18 protein-coding genes are annotated in these 21243 nt (G+C 52.4%); 9 read left to right on the forward strand and 9 right to left on the reverse strand.

Annotated features, from left to right (window positions below; all coding sequences use genetic code 11):
- Positions 1 to 16: 16 nt before the first annotated feature.
- The 3 genes from iolE to iolG are packed head-to-tail and all read right to left on the reverse strand — an operon-like array spanning position 17 to position 3833.
- Entirely contained in the window at positions 17 to 910 is an 894-nt protein-coding gene (gene iolE, locus MUG09_RS02845) for a myo-inosose-2 dehydratase (protein WP_244773365.1), read from the reverse strand.
- 12 nt (positions 911 to 922) lie between these two features.
- Complete coding sequence (iolD, locus tag MUG09_RS02850) at positions 923 to 2788, reverse strand: 3D-(3,5/4)-trihydroxycyclohexane-1,2-dione acylhydrolase (decyclizing) (protein WP_244773366.1); 1866 nt, start codon at positions 2786 to 2788, stop codon at positions 923 to 925.
- Between the two features lie 10 nt (positions 2789 to 2798).
- On the reverse strand, positions 2799 to 3833 hold the full coding sequence (iolG, locus tag MUG09_RS02855) for an inositol 2-dehydrogenase (RefSeq protein ID WP_244773367.1): 1035 nt from the start codon (positions 3831 to 3833) through the stop codon (positions 2799 to 2801).
- Between the two features lie 304 nt (positions 3834 to 4137).
- On the opposite strand from iolG, the gene MUG09_RS02860 reads away from it, so the two are divergent.
- The 8 genes from MUG09_RS02860 (at position 4138) to MUG09_RS02895 (ending at position 12595) form a co-directional block, all read left to right on the forward strand.
- Complete coding sequence (locus tag MUG09_RS02860) at positions 4138 to 5640, forward strand: sugar ABC transporter ATP-binding protein (protein WP_244773368.1); 1503 nt, start codon at positions 4138 to 4140, stop codon at positions 5638 to 5640.
- 12 nt (positions 5641 to 5652) lie between these two features.
- Positions 5653 to 6675 carry a Gfo/Idh/MocA family oxidoreductase gene (locus MUG09_RS02865; protein WP_280529379.1) on the forward strand — a complete coding sequence of 341 codons (1023 nt, stop codon included), beginning with the start codon at positions 5653 to 5655 and terminating at the stop codon, positions 6673 to 6675.
- Positions 6672 to 7664 (forward strand): ABC transporter permease, encoded by a 993-nt coding sequence (locus MUG09_RS02870; protein ID WP_244773371.1) that lies wholly within the window; start codon positions 6672 to 6674, stop codon positions 7662 to 7664. Before MUG09_RS02865 ends, MUG09_RS02870 begins: the two co-directional genes overlap by 4 nt.
- A gap of 69 nt (positions 7665 to 7733) precedes the next feature.
- Positions 7734 to 8687, forward strand: coding sequence for a sugar ABC transporter substrate-binding protein (locus MUG09_RS02875; protein WP_244773373.1), 954 nt, complete (start codon positions 7734 to 7736; stop codon positions 8685 to 8687).
- A 62-nt stretch (positions 8688 to 8749) separates the two neighbouring features.
- The gene (locus MUG09_RS02880; RefSeq protein WP_244773375.1) at positions 8750 to 9772 is read left to right on the forward strand and encodes a Gfo/Idh/MocA family oxidoreductase; all 1023 of its coding nucleotides are present in this window, start codon (positions 8750 to 8752) and stop codon (positions 9770 to 9772) included.
- On the forward strand, positions 9769 to 10731 hold the full coding sequence (locus MUG09_RS02885; protein WP_244773377.1) for a sugar phosphate isomerase/epimerase family protein: 963 nt from the start codon (positions 9769 to 9771) through the stop codon (positions 10729 to 10731). Before MUG09_RS02880 ends, MUG09_RS02885 begins: the two co-directional genes overlap by 4 nt.
- On the forward strand, positions 10728 to 11513 hold the full coding sequence (locus tag MUG09_RS02890) for a TIM barrel protein (protein ID WP_244773378.1): 786 nt from the start codon (positions 10728 to 10730) through the stop codon (positions 11511 to 11513). The genes MUG09_RS02885 and MUG09_RS02890 overlap by 4 nt, the downstream gene beginning before the upstream one ends.
- An 80-nt stretch (positions 11514 to 11593) precedes the next feature.
- A complete protein-coding gene (locus MUG09_RS02895; protein WP_244773379.1) occupies positions 11594 to 12595 on the forward strand; it encodes a LacI family DNA-binding transcriptional regulator in 1002 nt (333 codons plus the stop codon).
- Here MUG09_RS02895 and MUG09_RS02900 read toward each other — a convergent pair.
- From MUG09_RS02900 to MUG09_RS02920, 5 genes are all read right to left on the reverse strand, one after another.
- Complete coding sequence (locus tag MUG09_RS02900; RefSeq protein WP_244773380.1) at positions 12583 to 13869, reverse strand: CehA/McbA family metallohydrolase; 1287 nt, start codon at positions 13867 to 13869, stop codon at positions 12583 to 12585. The two genes, MUG09_RS02895 and MUG09_RS02900, sit on opposite strands and share 13 nt — an antisense overlap.
- A gap of 60 nt (positions 13870 to 13929) precedes the next feature.
- Complete coding sequence (locus MUG09_RS02905; protein WP_244773385.1) at positions 13930 to 15339, reverse strand: ABC transporter substrate-binding protein; 1410 nt, start codon at positions 15337 to 15339, stop codon at positions 13930 to 13932.
- 63 nt (positions 15340 to 15402) lie between these two features.
- Positions 15403 to 16272 carry a carbohydrate ABC transporter permease gene (locus MUG09_RS02910; RefSeq protein ID WP_244773386.1) on the reverse strand — a complete coding sequence of 290 codons (870 nt, stop codon included), beginning with the start codon at positions 16270 to 16272 and terminating at the stop codon, positions 15403 to 15405.
- A gap of 3 nt (positions 16273 to 16275) precedes the next feature.
- The gene (locus tag MUG09_RS02915) at positions 16276 to 17160 is read right to left on the reverse strand and encodes an ABC transporter permease subunit (RefSeq protein WP_244773388.1); all 885 of its coding nucleotides are present in this window, start codon (positions 17158 to 17160) and stop codon (positions 16276 to 16278) included.
- A 253-nt stretch (positions 17161 to 17413) separates the two neighbouring features.
- On the reverse strand, positions 17414 to 18313 hold the full coding sequence (locus MUG09_RS02920) for an AraC family transcriptional regulator (RefSeq protein ID WP_244773391.1): 900 nt from the start codon (positions 18311 to 18313) through the stop codon (positions 17414 to 17416).
- A gap of 68 nt (positions 18314 to 18381) precedes the next feature.
- Here MUG09_RS02920 and MUG09_RS02925 point away from each other — a divergent pair, with 68 nt between their 5' ends.
- Entirely contained in the window at positions 18382 to 20442 is a 2061-nt protein-coding gene (locus MUG09_RS02925) for a DUF5054 domain-containing protein (RefSeq protein ID WP_244773393.1), read from the forward strand.
- Here MUG09_RS02925 and MUG09_RS02930 read toward each other — a convergent pair.
- The gene (locus MUG09_RS02930) at positions 20439 to 21215 is read right to left on the reverse strand and encodes a discoidin domain-containing protein (protein ID WP_244773395.1); all 777 of its coding nucleotides are present in this window, start codon (positions 21213 to 21215) and stop codon (positions 20439 to 20441) included. The genes MUG09_RS02925 and MUG09_RS02930 overlap by 4 nt on opposite strands.
- Positions 21216 to 21243 lie beyond the last annotated feature (28 nt).

Here is a 21243-nt window from a genome sequence, read left to right on the forward strand (position 1 = left end):
GCATTGGATGAATTTCCTAAATTCCTGCAGTAGTGCGGATATAGGCTCGTGCCTTCATTGCATATTCGAGGGGGTTGGCTTTTGCAGGATCCTGCTCGGCTTCCACCACCCACCAACCCTTGTAACCGGCTTTGATCAGTTCATCAAGAATAGGCTTGAAGTCGATGCAGCCATCACCAGGGACGGTGAATACGCCTTCAAGTACTCCCTTAAGGAACGACCACTTCGCAGAGATGGCCATCTGGCGCTTGTCTGCGCGCACATCCTTGAGGTGTACGTGACGGATGCGGCTCATCCACTTGGTCAGCACTTCCATCGGATCCTCTCCGCTGAATACCAGGTGGCCGCTGTCGTAGAGCAGGCCCACCAGGTCAGGGTCGGTTTGTTCCATCAGGCGGTCGATTTCACCTCTGGTCTGCACCCCGGTTCCCATGTGGTGGTGGTAGGTGAGCTGCATTCCCATCTCCTTGGCCTTGTTGCCAAGCTTGTTCAACCCTTCGGTCAGAAGTTTCCACTCTGCCTCGGTATTGACCGGCTTTGCATCGAAGACAGGCAGGTCCTGCCTGCCTTGGATGGAATTGCCCTGTTCGGCGACTCCGACGATGGTCGCCCCCATGGTCTTGAGGAATGTGCAGTGCTGTATAAAAGCCTTTTCCACTTCTTCGTAGCTTTGGGTGGTCAGATAGGTGCTGAACCAGGCGTTGCAAATCTGAAGGCCCCTGAGCTTCAGTGCTTTCTTAAGCACCTCGGTGTCCTTGGGATACTTATTGCCCACTTCACTGCCGGTAAACCCAGCAAGTGCCATTTCACTGACACACTGTTCAAAGGTGATGTCGCCTCCAAGCTGCGGGAGGTCGTCATTGGTCCATCCGATCGGGGCTATTGCAAGTTTTATGGCCTCTTTGCTCATACTGTGTTCCTTTTAGAATTGTCGTGTCTTTGCAATCTCGGATTGCAATTCAGTCCAGGCTTCAACAACCTTGGGGTTGTTGGAAACCTCTGCAGTACCCACGCGCCACCAAGAGTCGTAGCCCTTGGTCATGGACTTGGGAGCCACATGGCAGTGGATCAACGTCGATACCTTCTCGGCCAAGGCCTGCTTCACAGCCTGCTCCAACTCCTCGATAGTATCGGCTCTCAAGCCAACCGCACCCCAGCTTTGAGCATTGAGTGCATAGTCGACCGAGAGGGAGGAACCGGTCAATCGACCCGTCTCATCCTCGCGCCGTCTCCACTCGTTGCCGTAGTGGACAATGCCCTGGCTGTTCTGCAGGTTGTCGATGCAGTGGAAACCGGCGTTGTCCAGCACCACTACAATAATTTTCCTTCCTTCCTGGATGGATGTAAGCAGTTCGGTGTGCAACATGGTGTAGGCTCCATCGCCGATGATGGTCACTACTTCGCGGTCAGGATGGGCGATCTTTGCTCCAAGGGCCGCCGCCACTTCATATCCCATGCAGGAGAAGGCATACTCCATGTGATAGGTTCCCCGCACCCGCGTTCTCCATACCCGTTGCATATCGCTGGGAATCGAGCCTGAGCCGGAAACCACGATGGCCGAGGGTGGAAGCAGGCGGTCGTTGAGCTCGCCCAGCACCCGTGCCTGGGAGAGCGAAGAGGGAACAACTTCCTGATAGAGGCGGTCGACCTCTTCTTTCCACAGGTTTCGCTCCGTCTCAATGGCCCGGCCCCAACTACTCGTGTAGCCGGACAGCTGAGGCTGAGAGAGCAAAGCTTCCAAGGTGAGCTTGGCATCGGCAACGATGGGAAGGCTGTTGAGTTTATAGGCATCGAAGGACGCAACGTTGATCGAGACAAACTCACATGCCGGGTTCTGGAAAAGCCACTTCGAGCAGGTGGTGAAGTCACCGAAACGGGTACCCACCCCTATGATCAGGTCACTTACCTTGGCCAAGCGGTTCGCCGCCTGGCTGCCGGTGGTCCCGATACCCGAAAGGTTGAATGGATTATCCCAAAGGACGGTTCCTTTCCCAGCCTGTGTCTCGGCAAACGGAATGGCAAAACGCTGGCAGAACGCTGCCAATGCATCGCCGGCTTCGCTGTACCGTACACCGCCGCCGCAGATGACCAAGGGCTTGGTCGCCTTGGACAACAGCTTGGCGAGGCGATCGAGCTGGCTCTTCGTCGGTATTCTTCGCTCAATATAATGCACCCGTTTGGCAAAGAATTCGAGGGGGTAGTCGTAGGCCATGCCCTGCACATCCTGGGGGAGGGCGATGGTCACTGCTCCAGTGTCGGCAGGGTCGGTGAGGGTGCGCATTGCGTTGAGCATGGCACTCATCAACTGCTCAGGACGATTGACCCGGTCCCAGTACCGTGATACCGAGCGGAATGCGTCATTGGCAGTGTTGGTGTAATCGACAGGGGTCTCAATTTGTTGAAGAACCGGGTCGGGCTGACGGGATGCAAAGACATCACCGGGAAGAAGGAGCACCGGAATGTGGTTTGCTGTCGCCGTACCGGCTCCTACCACCATATTCAATGCTCCGGGGCCGATGGAGCTGGTTACCGCCATGATTTTTCTTCGGTTGTGCTCCTTGGCAAACGCCGTTGCTGCGTGGACCGCTCCCTGTTCATTCTTTGCTTGATAGAAGGGCAATCCATTCTGCTCATCAGCCAAAGCTTCCCCGATGCCTACCACACAGCCGTGGCCGAAGATGCCGAAGACACCCTCGACAAATTTGGATTCCTCTCCGTCGAACCAGATGTATTGGTTGTCCAGAAAGCGCAACAGGGCTTGCGCCATAGTCAGTCGTATCGTTGCCATGCGTCTCTCCTTAGAGCCCGAGCTCTTTCTTCATCTCTGCTATGGTAACCGGCTTTCCTTCCTTCAGGCTCTTGCCGGCGGCAAGGGCCGCAACCATATCCTCAAGACCATCCTCTCCGCTGACAAGTACGTCGGTATCTTCGACGATGGCCTGGGCGAAGGAGACAACCTCATCCACGAAGGCATCCTTGTACCGCTCAAGGAAGAAGTAGAGGGGTTTGTCGGCAGCTACATGCTCAACAGTTGAAAGGGTGACGGTCGAGGGGGTGTCGTTCTCTGCCTTTGCACACCCTTTGGAACCGAAGACTTCAACGCGTTGGTCGTAGCCATAGACCGCCTTGCGGGAGTTGTCGATGACACCGATCGCCCCATTGGCGAAGGTGAGGGTGACGATGGCGGTATCGACATCACCGGCCTTGCCGATCTCTGGATCGACAAGTACAGCTCCGGTTGCGTGTACACTGACAATCTCACTGCCTGCCTGGTAACGGGCCATATCAAAGTCATGAATCATCATATCGAGGAAAATTCCTCCCGACACTGCTGCATAGGCGGCTGTCGGAGGAGCCGGGTCGCGGCTGGTGATCTTGACAATGTGGACATCGCCGACCTTGCCGGTTTTGGTCAGCTCTCTCACCTGACGGAAATTGTGGTCGAAGCGGCGGTTGAAGCCGAGCTGTAGTTTTACCTTATGAGCTTTTGCTGCCTTGATGGCTTCCAAACCTTTCTTTACTGACAAGTCAATCGGCTTCTCACAGAAGATGTGCTTGCCTTCCTTTGCAGCAGCAATGGTATAGTCGGCATGGGTTGCAGTGGAACTGCAGACCATGATGGCGTCGATGTCGGGGTGCTTGATCAAATCCATGGCTTCCTTGGTGACAACCCGGATTCCCAAGCCCTTCGCCCAAGCTTCCATCTGCTCATTCATCAGGACATCGCTGATGCCCACCACCTCCACCGATTTTACGAATTTGGTGATATTCTCTGCATGCAGCTTGCCGATCCGGCCGGCTCCGATAATACCGATTCTCACAACCTTGCTCATCTATGATCTCCTCTCCACTTGGAAATTCCTGTACGATTTTCCCTACATTTTGAAAACGTTATCATGTATATGTTGAGTATACTACGCACCAGTTTTTTGTAAAGAGTTTTTACGTGGTTGAGATATTTTTATCCCTATTGGTACTGCAAAAAGTGTTTGACAAAGCACAAAAGTAGTGTAAACATGTATTTGATGGTAACGTTTTCAAGTGTCATGAGGAGTTTAAGAGGTTGTATCCACATGGATGCCGCCCATTGAGATATTACTGATAATGCAACTTAGCTTCTTCGAACAGGAGGGATAAGTGGACAAGTATACTCATCTCTTGGAGCTTCGAATGATAACCAAGCGCTATCCCGGCGTTCTTGCTTTGGATGAAGTAAGCATGGACGTCCGGGTGGGTGAGGTTCATGGTCTGGTTGGTGAGAACGGGGCGGGCAAGTCGACCTTGATCAAAGTACTTGCAGGCGCCCATGCCCCCGATGGCGGAGAGATATTCTTTGACCAAGAAACGTTTACCTCCCTCACTCCTCATCAGGCAATGGACCTCGGTATAGCCTGTATTTATCAAGAGCTGAACCAGGTGCCGTACATGACCGTAGCCGAGAATATCTTTCTCGGCCGAGAACTGAAACGAAAATACTCTTTGCTCGATAGAAAAGCGCAACTTGAACAGGCTGCTTCCCTGCTTGCAGACTTTGAATTGGACATTAATCCCAATACGCCTGTCGGGTATTTAGGCGTCGGGCGCAGGCAGATGGTTGAAATCTGCAAAGCGGTTCACTCCCATGCCAAATTGATCATCATGGATGAACCGACAGCAAGCTTGAGTGAGAAAGAAACAGGCGAGCTGTTCAGGATCATAGAGAAGTTGAAGCAGCAAAAAGTAACTATGATATTCATCTCCCACCGACTGGAAGAGGTAAAGGCAATCTGCGATACCGTGACGGTGATGCGCGATGGAAAGGTCGTTGCGAACAGGGAGATTAACGAGGTGTCGGTCGACGACATCATCAAGCTGATGGTCGGTCGGGATATCAGTAATAAGTATCCGAAGAAACCTGTCGATCGAGGTGAGTTGGTGCTTGAGGCACGCGACTTGAAACGTGAAGGGATATTTGAAGGTATCAGCTTCTCGGTTCATGCAGGAGAGATTTTGGGCTTCTCAGGTCTTGTTGGGGCAGGTCGCACCGAAGTAATGCGAGCGCTTACCGGTGCAGATCGTCTGGATGGTGGACAGTTGTTCATTCATGGCAAGCCTTTGACTATTAAGAATCCAAGGGATTCCATCCGCGCAGGCATCGCCTTCTTGACTGAGGATCGCAAAGGCCAAGGCTTGGTTCTACTCCAATCAGTGGAGTTCAACGCAACCTTGGTAAACCTCAAGGAGTTCCGTACCCATAAACCCTTCCTGGACCGGTTGAGAATACGGGAATCGACACAAAAGATGGTTGAGGATCTGAGAATAAAAGTTCCTTCGGTTTTCACTTTGACCCGGCAACTCTCCGGCGGCAACCAGCAGAAAGTAGTCATTGCCAAGTGGCTCATGACTAAGGCAAAGATTTTCATTTTCGACGAACCCACCCGAGGAATTGATGTTGGTGCAAAAATTGAAGTGTACAACCTGATCAACAATCTGGTGGAGAACGGTGCTGCAGTGATTATGATCAGCAGCGAGATGGATGAGTGCATGGGGATGAGTGATCGAATCCTGGTCATGCATGAAGGACGGCTGACCGGTGAGCTGACACGCGATGAGTTCAGTCAAGAACGAATCATGTACGCAGCATCGGGGATCAAAGCATAGAAGAGGTGGAGTATGGAGCGGTTGCGTTGTGCAGTGATTGGTCTTGGTCGATTGGGATGGAGGCACGCTGTTCATTTGAAAGCGACAATCCCACAGGCGCAATTGGTGGCGGTTTCCGAAACAAATGACGAACAGCTTGGACGATTCATTGATTTGCATTCCGACGTGAAGCCGTATTCCTCCTATCAAGACTTACTTCAAGCACCTGATATCGACGCGGTGGTCATTGCCAGCTCAACCAACACACATACTGCGATGGTCAGGAGCGCCATTAAGGCCAAGAAAGCGATTTTCTGTGAAAAACCGCTGTCAATGGAACTTTCTGAAGCCCTCGAGATACAAGCGATGCTTTCAAAGGAGAGAACCTTTTTCCAACTCGGGTTCATGCGTCGTTTTGACCCGGCATACACATCTGCGATGAACAGAATTGAACGTGGAGATGTGGGAAGCGCCATATCCCTTCGTGCCGTCAGCCGTGACCCCGGTTGCCCCCCTTTGGCATTTGCAAAGTCCAGCGGTGGTTTGGTCATGGACCTCTGTGTTCATGACTTGGATCTGTGTCGATGGTTCTCAAAGAGTGAGGCAACAGAAATCTATGCACGGGGATCTGCAATACGATACCCAGAGCTGGGAAGTCTGGGTGATATCGATCACGTAGACATCACACTCACCTTTGCAAACGGGTTTCTCGCCACTGTGGAGGGCAGTAGGAATTCCCAATACGGCTATGATGTCAGAACCGAAATCGTCTGCACTCAGGGAGCTCTCTTTGTAGGAAAGCTAGAGGAGGATTCGCTTTTAACATTACGCTCAGAGGGGGTCTGTGTCCCCACTGTACCTGGATTTCTCCAGCGGTTTGAAACGGCGTATCGGCTGGAACTTGAAGCATTCGTATCTGATGTGTTGGAAAACAGACAGCCATCGGTGGGTGTCGAGGACGGAATCCATGCACAACGTTTGGCCGAGGCTGCAAATCAATCGCTTGTACGTGGAAAGCCGATTCGCTTGACCAACGAGAAGGAGGATGAGCAATGAGTGATGTCGTGGAAGTGAAAGACGAGGTGAAGAAGAAGCGTCGAAAAAGCGAAGGTCGTAAAAGTCTGGGGATTTTGCTGAGTCTGATAATTTTGTGTGCAATCATCTCTGTTCTTTCACCGCGATTCCTCACCATCGATAATCTACGCAATGTCACCAGTCAGGCAACCGTAAGTGCCATAGTCTCCATCGGCCTATTCCTTGCAATTCTGACTGGGGGCATCGACCTTTCGGTTGGTTCGATACTCGCTCTTTCGATTATGATGATGGGCATTTTTCAAGTAAAGATGGGAATCAACTCTTTCCTCTCCATGTTGCTCTGTCTCGGTGTCGGCAGCCTCATGGGTTTGATCAACGGACTTTTGCTCACTAAGCTCAAGCTTCCACATCCCTTCATTTCCACCATGGGTACGCAGAAAATCGCTCGCGGGCTTTCACTTGCCGTTACTGCGGCGGCACCAATCAGTGGCTTTGCCGTACCGGTGCAATTCCTCGGAAGCCGAACGATCGGACCGGTCCCTGCAAGTGTTCTTTTGGTAATTGTTCTCTATGTAATCATGTTCCTGTTTTTGACGCATACCGCCACTGGTCGGTACATCTACGCCGTTGGAGGCAACGTGGAGGCAAGCCGGCTCAGCGGCATCAATGTCGATCGGGTCTTGTGCATCGTCTATACCATCAGCGGGTTCATGGCTGCTCTTGCGGGCATTGTCTTGGTAGGGCGGGTGAATGCAGCCTACCCCTTGGCCGGACAGGACTACGAGACCGATGCGATAGCAGCAGTAATCATCGGAGGTTCCAGTTTTTCAGGAGGAGTTGGAAAGATTTACAACACGGTCATCGGAGTACTCATCATCGCGGTGCTTCGCAACGGTCTGAATCTGCTCAACGTCGACTCCGCTTGGCAGACCGTTGCAATCGGTGTGGTCATAATTCTGGCAGTGTATCTGGATGTAATCCGACAGAAGAAAGCTGTCATTTCGAAGTAGGCGTAATGAGGAGCTTTGCTCCCCTGGTTATATCTCGCGTTTTCATTAACTATCCAAAAGGAGGAAGAAATGAAAAAGGTAAGTGTATTTGTCCTGATCTTGGTTCTAGTTCTGGTATCGGCAAATCTCTTCGCACAGGGAACCAGAGAAGAGGCCGCTGCAAGCGGGAAGATGAAGGTCGCAATGGTGCTCAAGACTCTCAGCAGTGAGTACTGGAAGCGTGTTGTAGCCGGTGCAGAGGAGGCAGCTGCCAAGTTCGACGTTGAGCTGATCAAGCTTGGCCCTCCGAGCGAGGATGCAGTCGAGCAGCAGATCAACATGGTGCAGGATGTGCTGACTTCCAACCCTGCCGCTCTCGTCTTCTCTCCATCCCAACCCCCTACCGCTGTAAACGTTTTGATGAGTGCTAAATCAAAAGGCATTCCCGTCATTCTGGTTGACACTCCGATGCCCGATACCTTCACCGATTTTGTGACGTTCATCGGAACAGAGAACTACACAGCCGGTAAGCTGGGTGCAGAGGCTATGATCAAGGTTCTGGGAAAGGGCAAACGTGCTGTCATCATCGAAGGTGCTCCGGGCAACCCCTCGACCACACAACGTGCTGATGGAGCTCTCGAAGCCTTTACCGCAGCCGGGTATCAAATTATCTCCCGCCAGCCTGGTTACAGTGATCGTGAACGCGCCTACACAACCATGCAGAACATCCTGCAGGCCAATAAGAGCGTTGATGCAGTATTCTGCTCCAACGATGAGATGGCGCTCGGAGCCCTGCGTGCACTTGAGCAGGCGGGCGTCAAGGCTTTGGTCATGGGCACCGATGGAAACAAGGGAGCCTTGGAATCCATCCTTGCTGGAGGTCTCTTCGGCTCAGTTGCCCAGAAACCCGAAATGATGGGGTATATGGGTGTTGAGTATGCTATCAAGGTCGCAAAGGGTGAGAAGATCGACAAGCGTATTGACAGCGGTGTAGACATCATCACCAAGGAGAATGCCAAGGCAGCCTTGGAATCTCAAAATTAAGGACAATCGTTGAAGGAGGGCTTTCAAGGAAAGCCCTCCTTCCTTCTCAAAAGGGGAACCGTATGAATCGTAAACTATCCGTTGGCGTCATAGGGACCGGCAGCATGGGAGAGAGCCATGTGCGGACACTCCGTTGCAGTTGCCCCTCGGTGATGGTTTCTGCAATAAGCGATACGGATGAAAACAGGATGAGAAGTCTTGCAGAAGACCTTGGGGGTTTAGACTGTTTCAGCAATCCGATGACCCTCATCGACCAAGTGGATGCGCTGGTAATTGCAAGTCCTGATGCTACCCACAGTACCTATGTCCTGGCAGCCCTTGAACAAAAGAAACCAGTTTTCTGTGAAAAGCCACTTGCCTCTACTGTTGAGGATGCTGTGGGTATTCTCCAAATGGAAGAGAGCCTTGGAATCAAGTTGGTAAGCGTCGGGTTCAATCGACGATTCGACAACCGACACACCGCTCTCAAACAACTGCTCGCCGATAGTGGATTCGGTCGTCCTCTCTTGTTCAAGGGGGAGCATAGGAATGCCCGGGCAATGTATCATACAGACGGTCCCTTCATACTCAACAACAGTGGCGGGCACGACGTAGACTCTGCATGCTGGTTGCTCGGCTCTATCCCGAAAGAGGTCTATTGCTACGGCATACGATCCCGTGAAAGTCTTGATGCGATGGCATGCGACTTATTGGTGGTCAATTTGCTGATGGAAAACGGTAGTCGTGCCATAGCCGAAATTTATGTCAACGCAGCGTATGGGTATGAAGTAAATGCTCAGGTGGTGTGTCAGGAGGGGGTGCTCTCAACGGCAGGAGTCGAGTTGGTCACAGTTCGAAGGCAACAGAAACAATACAGCTGCGTTGGTGATGATTTCAGGGCGTATTTTGCTCACTCATATCGATTGGAAATGCAGAATTGGGTCCATAGTCTCACATCCAAGGTACCGTTTCAGGGTGCTGATGCATGGGATGGATATCTTGCCTTGTTGACTACCAATATTGCTGGATACTCTCTGACCACCGGTACAATCTGTCCAATAGAACCGATGGCAAAACCATCCATCTATCAAGGAGAAATCATATGAATGCACTGTGCCTGATGACAGATTCTCTTTCATCCCTTTCATTCGAGCGGATGGTGAAAACAGCACAAGCACTGGGATTCGAGCAGTTGGAGATTGCCACTGGGAATTGGTCGTCGGCTCCCCATCTTGATGTGGATCTTCTTTTGCAGTCCAGGGATGCACGGCAAGCATACCTAGGGACACTGAAGGAGCACCGACTTGTCCTTGCAGCATTGAATTGCAGCGGGAACCAACTTGCCCCCAATGCTTTAGGGGCTGAACATGCAACCGTAGTAGAAAAAACCTTTGCCCTTGCACCATTGCTCGGTGTTGCTAAAGTCGTGATGATGAGCGGTCTGCCCGGTGCTGGAAGTGGTGATACCCATCCTAACTGGATTACCACCAGCTGGCCGCCGGAAAATGAGGTTGTCTTGGACTATCAGTGGCGGCACTGCCTGCTGCCGTATTGGAAACAGTTGGTTAAGCGTGCACGTGATTGTCAGGTCGATCGGATAGCGTTGGAGAATCATGGATGTCAACTCGTCTACAATGCACGCACACTGAAAATGTTGTGCTCTGAAATTGGCCCGACCGTGGGTATGAATCTTGATCCAAGCCACCTGTTCTGGATGGGAGGCGATCCAAGGGCCATGGCCCGCTCTCTTGGCCCTATGATTTATCATGTGCATGCCAAGGATGTTCGGTTTGAGGCAGGATTGTGGGAGGCGGATGGCTTGCTCGATACCTTGGGAATCGAGGAATTCGCACAGAGGAGTTGGAACTATGTCGCCCTTGGATATGGGCATGATGAGTCGTGGTGGAAGGAGTTCTTCAGCATATTGGTCATGGTAGGGTATACAGGCCCGGTGAGCCTTGAGATGGAGGACCGCACAATGGACCAACTGACAGGGGTGCTGAAGTCGTTGGATGTTCTGAAGGCTGCACTGCCGCGACGTTGGCAGGAGATTGAGGAGGTATGATGAGATTCTCTGCCAATATTGAAATGCTTTGTAAAAACGAGTCGTTTGTAGATCGAATCAGGACAGCCAAGGCCTCCGGCTTTGACGGTATTGAGTTCTGGTCCTGGGAGAACAAGGACTTGAGGTCCATTGGCCTTCTTTGTCAGGAGCTCGGTTTGGGCATCAGCAGCATCAGCGGAGACAGCTGTGAGTATGCGCTCTGCGATGACACCCATTCACGGCCCTACATTGAGTATGCGAGAGCCTCATTCGAGGCTGCCGAACAGATAGGGTGTTCCATGGTGGTACTTCACTCCAACGCACTCGACAATGGGGTAGTGGTTGATTCATATGAGAAAGTTCCTTCTCATCGGTTGTTCCTATCCATGGCGAAAACACTTACCGCTCTTTCCCCCTATGCGCAAAAAGCGGGCATTACCTGTGTGTTGGAGCCCCTGAACATACAGGTTGATCATCCTGGTTGCCTGCTTCACAGCCTCGCAGAAGCAGCATTGGTGGTGGAGTCTGTTGGGTCGCCTTCCATCAGATTGCTGTACGATTTGTATCATATGCAGATTGAGACTGGTAACCTTATTGCGAATTTTAATCGATTCCAGCCATTAATTGCCCATATTCACGCAGCCGATGTTCCCGGTCGACATGAGATGGGTACTGGTGAGATTAATTACACGACTGTATTTTCCCATCTCAGGAGCCGGGGATATGGGAATTGGGTTGCTTTCGAGCTAAGTCCGAGTGAAAGCTACGAAAAAGCCGTAAAGGCAATCATGGATATGAAATGAATGGGAAAATACCTTGTTAGTGGGTTGTCTTACGCGATAAGATGACAACTGATTAGTCACTTGGCTTGAGGGAGATATGCATGATAAGTATCAAGGACATAGCGAAATTAGCAGGGGTTTCTGTTTCCACCGTTTCACGGGTGCTCAACCAGCAGGACAACGTCAAGGCTGATAAGCGTGAACGTATACTTGCTGCGATCAAGCAGACCGGCTATGTCCCCAATCGTGCCGCACGCGATATGGTCAGCAAACACACTTCCACCGTCGGCATCGTCATGCCGGGAACCTTCAATATGTTCCAGCGTCAGTTGTTCAGTATTGTGGAACACCATCTGGAGCAGTTCGGCTACCATACCAGCTTCTATTTTGCCTCCACCGATGAGGATGGGGAGCTGGCTTGTCTCAAGCGACTGAAGGCCGACCGCCTGGATGGAATCATCATCCTCCACGAAGTCGCATTGCCCGAGTTCCGTGATCATCTGGAAGATAATCATATTCCCACTGTACTTGCCACCTTTGAGCGGGAAGGGTGGAAGGCTACTTCGATACATATCAGTGAGGATGAAGCCGCCTTGCGTGCGGTCAGCTATCTGATCAAGCTCGGTCATCGCGATATAGCCTGCATCGGAGGAACGAAGTACAGCTTCTCCTCCCAACGCCTGCTGGGGTACCGCAAGGCGCTGGAACAGGCCGGTATTGCATACGATGAAAGAAAGGTTGCCTTCGCCGATGCCTACAACATGGAAGGGGGTGCTTTGGCCCTGAACCAGCTGATGGAATCGAATACCAACTTTACCGCATTGTTTGCCATCACCGATGAGTTGGCCCTTGGTTCAATCCGCGCTCTTGCCGACCACAACCTGAGCGTGCCCGGCGACGTTTCGGTTGTTGGATTTGACAACATCGAGCTCTCCTCGTTCTCCGTTCCCCGCCTGACGACCATCAGTCAACCGCTGGTTGAAATGGGGCAGATGTCGGTAGCGCTGTTGCACTCCCTGATAACCAGCAAGAACGGGCTGCCGGTGAGCATTGCCCTTCCCTTCACCTTTGTCGAGCGTGATTCCACCGCTCAATTGAGATAAACTGGGTTGGTCAGAGCCGCCAGCAGCTCAATCCCAAGGGTTTTTCGATAGAGCTCAATTCGGTAGAATTTTCGTCTTTCCACCGGGAATATGAAGGTTAGAGAGCCATCGTACTCGGCATTCCAACTCTTTTCGATACCCATGTCACTTACAAGAGTCAATCGGTCACCCTGCTTTGCCCGTTCTACCGAGGCCTCTCCTTCAAGCCCGTCATTCCAAGGGCTGGTTTCTCCAAGGCCTGAGCTGCCGAGATAGAGGTCAAGTCGGGCTCCATCGGCGGTTGCCGTTATGAAGGACCTTCCTTGCACCAAGGCATCCAGAATATCCTTGGGAGCACAAGAGAGCGCATGCACATACGTGGTAGGCGTTCCATGGCTGCGCCCCTGCTCGATACGATGGGTATCGGAGCCTCCGACGGCAGCCAGATGACGGCCTTCCGCCAATCGTTGGTGCCACCAAGCGATCGCCTGCATGTCTGAAGGCTTGATAAAGCCGTTCCATACCTCGATTAGGTCGTAGGGAATGTCGAAACCGAGAACCCAAGGGCAGCCTGTGTCACAGATGTGGTTGAGCGAGACAATGGCATTTCTTCGCTTTGCCTCTGCGATGGTGGCCTGCATCTCTTCCGAGGTGTTTGAGAGCGGGTTTGCAGTAAAGATTCCGTCATCGGTGAAGAAGAAGTTTGCGTGACCGCCATAGTTGGTATACTCCATCCCTGCGATTACCGTAATTCCGTCAGGATTGCCGATTTCCTTGTTCTGCTCGGTATTGTTGTGGTCGGTGAGGGCTATGAAGTCCAGCTTGGCATGCTTGGCATAGGTGATGACCTCATCTGTGGTGTAGATGCCGTCGCTGTTGAGGGTGTGCATGTGCAAGTCGCCTTTCAGCCAACGCCTCTGTTTGGGAACAAGTCGTATGGTGAGCTGCACCTCGACGCTGGTCTCAACTTTATAAATTCCCAAGGCAACCTGCCAGGTTCCCCTTCGTATCGGGAGCCGGCGGTACCCGGCAGTACTGTTGTGTTCACTGACAACGACTGAAAGCCGTTCTGAGCCTGACCAGCCGCAAAGCTGCCCCTGCTCATCGAACAGCCCCAGATCGATGATGTTGATCTCCCTCTTCTCCTCTCCATACGGTGTTTGCCGCTGTTTATGGCGCAAATAAGCATATGATATCTCAATACGCTCTATGTTCTCTCCCACCTCGAAGGGGATGCGAAGGTACTGTTTCTGCTCTTCACTGGTATAGGTCCTGCTCAAGCGAATCTCTTCCATGTCGTTTCCTGCAAGAAGGGCGCAGCAGTTGCTGCGCCCGAATCTGATACTACCGTATCATCAGTCGATGAGCTTGTTGGTCCTCAGCTCGTTCTCAGCACCCTTCATGGCGGCCTCGGCGGTGGTTTTTCCCATCACGCATTCGGTCATCCACTTGGACATGATATCATAGTACTTGCGGGCGTCCAGCTCTCCGTTGGCATATCCCATCGGGGCAACCTGTACATCGGCTCTCCTGCCGATCGATACCGATTCCAAGACACCAGGGTTCATCTCGCCCAGGACGGTAAGGTCGAAAAGCTTGGAAATCGGGAACGGAGCCCCGTGGTCCTTTGCGTGGGCCTTTCCGGCTTCGGTGTATTCGATCTTTCCATCCTTGAGATTGTAGTCATGTCCCTCGATGCCTGCTGAGAGCAACAGTGCTCCTTCCTTGGTGGCCATGTACTCGATGATCTTGAAAGCTTCATCGGGATTCTTGGCGTTGGCGGGAATCGCCCACAGCGATGCTCCGCCCTGTTCGAGCATGTACGTGCCGTTCGGCCCCTTGGTCCCGGGAAGTCCGACTACATTGACCTTTGCAGGATACGTCCCTGCCGTGCGGGCGTTGTTGTTGTACAAACCAGTCCAAGCAGCCCAGTCGACGTCCATGACAATGTCCTGACTCTGCCACATCTTGGAGCGCATGTCGCCGGTTTTTCCGGTGAAGGAAGTGGGATCCATCAAGCCTTCACGATAAAGCTTGGCAAGCCATTCCCAGACGACCTTGGCCTTAGGATCGACATACGGGGCGTACTTTTTGCCGTTTGCATCCACAAAAACACCACGTCTGAGACCGACCGAGCTGAACCACGGCTGCAGATCCCAGATGTCCGGCATGTAGGTGAAGAACGGATAGTAGGGCTTGCGTCCTTCAGTCTGCTCCATGTAGGTCTTCACCTTTTTCAGCATCTGATAGTAATCATCCAAGGTGGAGAGCTTGCTCAAGTCGATGCCCACCTTGTCGGTGATGGCCTTGTTGACGTTGACCAAGGGGAACACCTCAAGCTTGTTGAAGCCGGCGTAGTACTTGCCGTTGAACTGGATTTTCTCAAGTTCGGCCTTGTCTACGTTTTCTGCATAGACCTTCGAGGCTGCTATCCTGGCCGTCAGGTCCATCAATGCTCCTTGTTTGCCCAGGGTGTACATCTGGAACTGGTTGAGGTAGATCAGGTCGTACTGCTCACCGGCTCCAAGCTTCTGCATCAGGACCTGGTCATACCCGGAGGGTACCTTCTCCCAGGTGATGTTCAGACCGGTTCCTTTTTCCATGGCCTCTTCGAACAACTTGTTCTCAGCGTCATCCTTTCCGCCGGTTACTCCGGCCAGCACCTTTACCTCCACCGCAGCCTTGTCAACCTGACCTTGGGCGAACAGCGTGAGGCTGATGGTCAGAAGCACCACCAACATTACCAATACGCGAGTACGTTTCATATGCATCCTCCTTTTGGATTCATGGTACGTAATATCGTTTGTCTCTTCTGTACAAGAAGAGTGTCATTCCTTGACGGACCCGATCATAATTCCGCTTGAGAAGAATGACTGGGTGAAAAAGTACAGGACGATCAAGGGAAGGGCGGTCATCACCACCGCAGCCATTTTTGCATTGGCGAAAATATAGCTGGTTCCCGAAGTGGAAGTCTGGTCGAACAGGATGAAGCGCAGAACCACCGGCAGCGTCCACTTCTTCATGTCGCTGATGAGGGTGATGGTCATGGTGATATTGTTCCAGCGCCGGATCAACTCAAGGGTCCCGATGGTCATCAACCCGGAAACCGAAAGACGCAGGTAGATGGAGGAGAAGATTCGCCATTCCCCCGATCCGTCGATGCGTGCCGACTCTGCAAGGGAGAGGGGAATGGCCTGGAAGTAGTTGCGCATCAGAAAGACGCTGAAACCGCTGACCATGCCGTTGACGATAAGGCCGGTATAGGTATTGGTGAGCCCGAGGTCCCTGTTCACTGCGTAGATGCCGATCATCGTAAGCTCATAAGGTACGGTCATGGTGAGCAGGATGAAGGTTGTCATCGCCTTGCGAAACGGCAGCTTGCTTTGGCAGAGGATGTAGCCGGCAAGAGAGGCCATCAGCACATGCAGGACCGTTCCCACCACCGAGACGTAGACGGTGTTGAAGAAGGGGCGGGGAAGGTTTGTGTGCTTCCAAATGAAAGTGTACCCTTCGAAGGTGGGCGGAGCGGGAAGCAGCACCAGACCGGGGGAGTCGCTTTTGGCTTGGGTGGAGAGGGAGACGGCAAGAACGTTGAGCATGGGAAGTCCCATCAGCACCACGACAAGGACCAGCAGCAGGATGCTCAGCAACCGTAGTGCAAGGGGTAGATCGTCTTTCTTGCTGAGTCGATTTTTCATCGTCTACTCCTTGTCGTAGCCGATGAACTTTCTCATCAGGCCGGTGATCAAGAGGGTGCCAGCCATCACCAGGGTCGCCCCTGCCGATGCAGTTCCTGTCTGGAAGTTGAGAATACCGGTTTCATACACATAGAGAAGCAAGGTGCTGATCAGCCTCCGGTTGGCGGGATTGACCATGACGTAGATTTCGTCGAAGTGGGTGAGCACACCGATGGAGAGCAGCACGATGATCGTCTTCATGGTGGGAATCAAGGAAGGGAGGATGATCTTGCGGATTTGCATCAAGCGCGAGGCCCCATCGATGCGTGCAGCTTCATAGAGCTGACCCTCGATATTCATGATTGCCACCGTAAAGAGCAGGGCGAAGTAGCCCATGGAGCGCCACACCCCCATGGCGATGATCAGAGGACGAGCATAGGCGGGGTCCGCGAGAAAGAAGATGGGTTCGGTTCCGAATAGGGAGAGGAATTGGTTGACCAAGCCCTGCAGATCGAAGATAAGGACCCAGACGCCTCCGATGACCGCCCAGCTGAAAAGATAGGGAATATAGGCGATGGTCTGGATGCTCTGCTTGATCGTTCGCTGGACAAGTTCGTTGAGGATGAGAGCAAAACCCAGGGAGAAGAGGAAGTAGAGGACCATGTCCCAAAGGCCGATGATCAGCGAGTTGGCGACCGCTGCAAGGAAGTTTGAGTCCTTGACGACAAACCGGTAGTTGGCAAGGCCTGAGAACGGCCGATTACCCAAGAGCCTGTTCTCCTGGAAACTCATGATAAGGCCGCGAAGGAATGGATAGTAGGTGAATACGATGAAGTAGATAGCTACAGGGATGAACATGAGGTAGAATATTCGGTATTTCTTGAGCTGTCTTCCCAATGGTGTATTCATACTGCTCCCTAATTCGTTCGTCTCGACTCTCTGCAGCGTACGTTGTTCAAACGCACCCTCCTTGCAGGGGCAGTATACCATGGATTATAAAAAATAGACAAATAAAAAGTTTTACGAATTTCAATTTTTAGACATTTTTAACACTATTTGGTATGACTAAAAGTAATAAAACTATACAATATAGTAAAAAGAGGTTATAAGACTATGAATTTTCAGTCAGAAGTTAATTTTTTATTTGTAAATTTTTGGACATTTAGGTATGATGTATATCGAGCTTCTCCAGAATCTGCTCACGATATGCACCAGGGGTTACTCCCTCGGTTTTTCGAAAAACCGTGTTGAAGTAACTGGTGGTGGAAAAGCCCAGTTCCTTGGAGATCTCAACCAAGGAGTATGAGGTGGATGTGAGCATTTTCTTGGCCTGCTCGATTTTTGCCAGGGTGATGAAGCGTTTGGTCGAATATCCCTCCGAGGCAAACACAATACGGGAAACTTGTTTCTCGCTCAGGTTCATGAAGGCGGCGATATCGGCAGGACTGATGGGTCTGAAGAGATTGTCCTCGACGAAATCGGCGATCATATCCATCCTGCTTTTCTCTTTGGTGGTGGTGAGGCTGTTGCTTAAGCCCATGCTTCTGGCCGCGGCAACCAGTATGGAAGGAACAAGGGAGTGAATGACTATCGAATACCCGGGTTTCAGGGCAAGCGCCTCGTTGAGGGCTTGATCGAACAGTGCAATGACACCGCTGGTGTCCTTGACGGGAAGACAGGCACAGGAGAGGAAGAACTCATGAAGCTCTACCCATTCGCTCGGAGAACCGATGCTCTCTTTCCGTGGGCGGAAGGTGCAGTCGAGGCTGTACTCGACCAGATCCTCCTCGGACCGGGACCATTGCTGGTGGTAGACACCCGGTGCGGTAAGGTAAAAGCTACCCGCTTCGGCTACGAAGGAACGAGTGTCCGTGGCGACTTTGCAGGAGCCTCGGGCAATGATATGGAATTCAAAACTGGAGTGGGCATGACGTTCAATCTCCCACTGCCCCGATTTCTGCATGACGCGCAGCCACTGCACATCGATGGTGAAGCCGGAAAGTTCAATGCTGATGGGAAGCTCAGACAAACGCCTGGAAGCTTTGTTCAGTTCGGTGTCCACGGTAAATCCTCTTTACGCAGTATGCCTTCGTTGTTGTCTTCATGCAAGCATAAGGAGAGAATCTAAGTATGATCAAAACCGTACACGTGGTTTTCAAGACACATCTGGACATTGGTTTCACTGATTTTGCTGCAAGAACCATCGAACGGTATCACAAGCAATTCATTCCTCAGGCGATCGAGGTGGCAAAGCAGCTTCGACGAAGGGGAGGAAAAGAACGCTTGGTGTGGACCACCGGCAGTTGGCTGGTGAAGGACTACCTCGAGGCATCGGGTCCTGAGGAGAAGGCCTTGTTCGTCGACGCGGTCGAGGCGGGCGACATCACCTGGCACGCCCTGCCGTTCACCACTCATACCGAGTTGATGAGCGGCCCTTTGGTTGAATACGCGCTCTCCTTATCACAGAACCTTGATGCACGATTCGGCCACACTACCATAGCTGCAAAAATGACCGATGTGCCGGGCCATACCCTTGCCTTGGTACCTTTCCTTGCCAAGGCCGGGGTGCAGTTTCTTCACATCGGAGTGAATGGAGGGTCTCCCTTGCCAGATGTACCTCCGCTTTTTGTCTGGCGGGCTCCCACCGGCGAAGAAGTGCTTGTTCAGTACGATGCCTCCTACGGCTCATCCGAGCCCATCGGCGAACTGGAGGATGTACTGGTCATCGAAAACAGCGCGGATAATGCAGGACCTCCCAAAGCCGAGGAGGTATATGCCGTATTCGAGAAATTGGAGAAGAAGTATCCCGGCTCGGTCATTATGGCAAGCGACCTTAGTTCCTACGCACGTGCAATCCTGCCGTTCAAGCATACACTCCCAGTTGTGAAGGGAGAAATCGGGGATACCTGGATTCATGGTATCGGCAGCGATCCTTACAAAGTCAGCTGCCTCAAGCGCCTGCTAGCCTGGGCGCAGACTAACGTCGAGGTATTGGGCAACGACCGCTTCATGGATCGGCTCTTGATGATCTGCGAACATACCTGGGGCATGGACTTCAAGAAGTACCTGGGCGATTACACCAACTATGCAATCGAGGATTTTCACCGGGCAAGGGAACAGGATATAGTCGCTGCTTCGGCGGTGCCTCCCGCCTACCGGTTCATCGAGGCGTTCGCCCAAAAAGAGTATGCCCATATTTTCGGTGAGCAGGACCAAAGGCGAAAGACGCGCAGGTACTCGCTCTTTTCTGCAAGCCATCAGGAGCAGCGCTCGTATGTCGAGCAGGCAATCGCTTCTCTTCCTCCTCTGTTGCGCCAACAAGCACCTGATAGTCTGAAACCACGGAATACTTCAATCGATCGCAAAGAAAAACCTGCTTATAGGTTATCGTCCAATACCCCTATACAGATTGGATCGGTACAGGTGGTCATTGCCGATGACGGCAGCATATCCTCGCTTCTGACCTCTGAGGGAAGACAGATGGCCAAAGGGGAGGGTATCGGCGTGTACCGCTATGAGAGCTTCAGCTCCGCTGATTACGACCGGTTCCATCATCAGTACAACCGCAACTTTGAGTCAGGAAGGGATTGGATTCTTGCCGATTATGGAAAGCCGGGGATGGAGGCCTTGCAACCTGCGCCCGAGCATCGCTTGTGCAAGGCCCGGCTCACGGATTTGGTCCGCTGTGATGCAAAGGATATCGTACAAATCCGTGCGAGCCTTGAGGCTGACGAAGAGAGTCCCAGGGGTGCTCCGAAGCATATACACATACTGTATTGCTTCAGCAAGGCAGGAACCCTTGTTGAGATTACGCTTGCTTGGAACGAAAAGGAGGCGACGCGGCTTCCCGAGGCTTTGTGGCTTTCAATAGGGCTCAACACTGAAGAGGGGGGAACCTGGCGAATGCGAAAGCTCGGGCAATCGCTGCCTCTGGACACCACGGTATCGAAGGGGGCGCGCAGTATTCACGCTGTTGAAGGCCTTGCCTATGAGCATGCAACAAAGCCTCTTCTCATCGAGAACCTTGATTCACCGTTGGTTTCGCTTGGTCAGCGCAAACTGCTGTGCTTTGATGATGAGCTGCCCCGAAACGACGGGGTCTTTCACTTCAACCTGTACAACAACATCTGGAATACCAATTTCCCCCTCTGGTGTGAGGAGGATGGTAGGAGCACGCTTCGATTTACCTAGGCTTCGACACCCCAGACTTCAATCTGGGTGAGGGCCGGGAAGGGGGACGGGTCGCGCTCGTCCTTCTTCAGGTCATGCAAGGTAAGGCTGGTTACCACTTTTTCCTTGATCGGAAAGCGTTGTGGAAGGGCGTCCTTCTGTAGTGCCAAGGTATAGGTCTCACCTGTATCATCGGTAACCGAGGCTTCGGTCCACCAGCTGTCATGCGGCCAATCAGCACGGAGGGTGAGCCTGATCTCATCAATGCGCACCGGTCTGCCGAAATCGAGGGTGAGCTCGGCTTTGGGGTCGCGGTTTATCCCCCAGCTCTCAAACGGGTAATTCCCATGGCTATGGTTTGCAAAGTTCCCGTCAATCGCATTGCGTGCTGCAAATACCATCTCCCCGCGGGTCTCCACATTTGCCTTGGCCTGGGGGAATATTCCTTGGGTGTGATGATGGTCGTACGGGTTGAGTGCGAGGTTTCTTCGGCAGGTTTGCTCCACCTTTGCAAGGGTAAGCAGGTGCATCGAACCTAGAAAAGCCTGGACTGGATAGCAGGTGCGCAGTGCAGGCTGCAGGGGAATGGCATAGCGGGCTTCCTTCTCAAGGTAGACCACCTGGTTGCCCAGCGTCTCATCAAGTTGAATCTGATAGAGGCCGCCCTGGGGAACATGGATGACGATCTGGTCTCCTTCATTGTAGGCAGCCTGATGGACCAAGGCGCAGCCATAGCCGCAGTCGACGCTCTGTCTGATAATGTTTTGATCCCTGTCCTGAATTTCGATGTGCATTTGCTTCCTCCTGCCAGCCTACTATAGC

This window comes from Sphaerochaeta associata (assembly GCF_022869165.1).
GTDB lineage: Bacteria > Spirochaetota > Spirochaetia > Sphaerochaetales > Sphaerochaetaceae > Sphaerochaeta > Sphaerochaeta associata.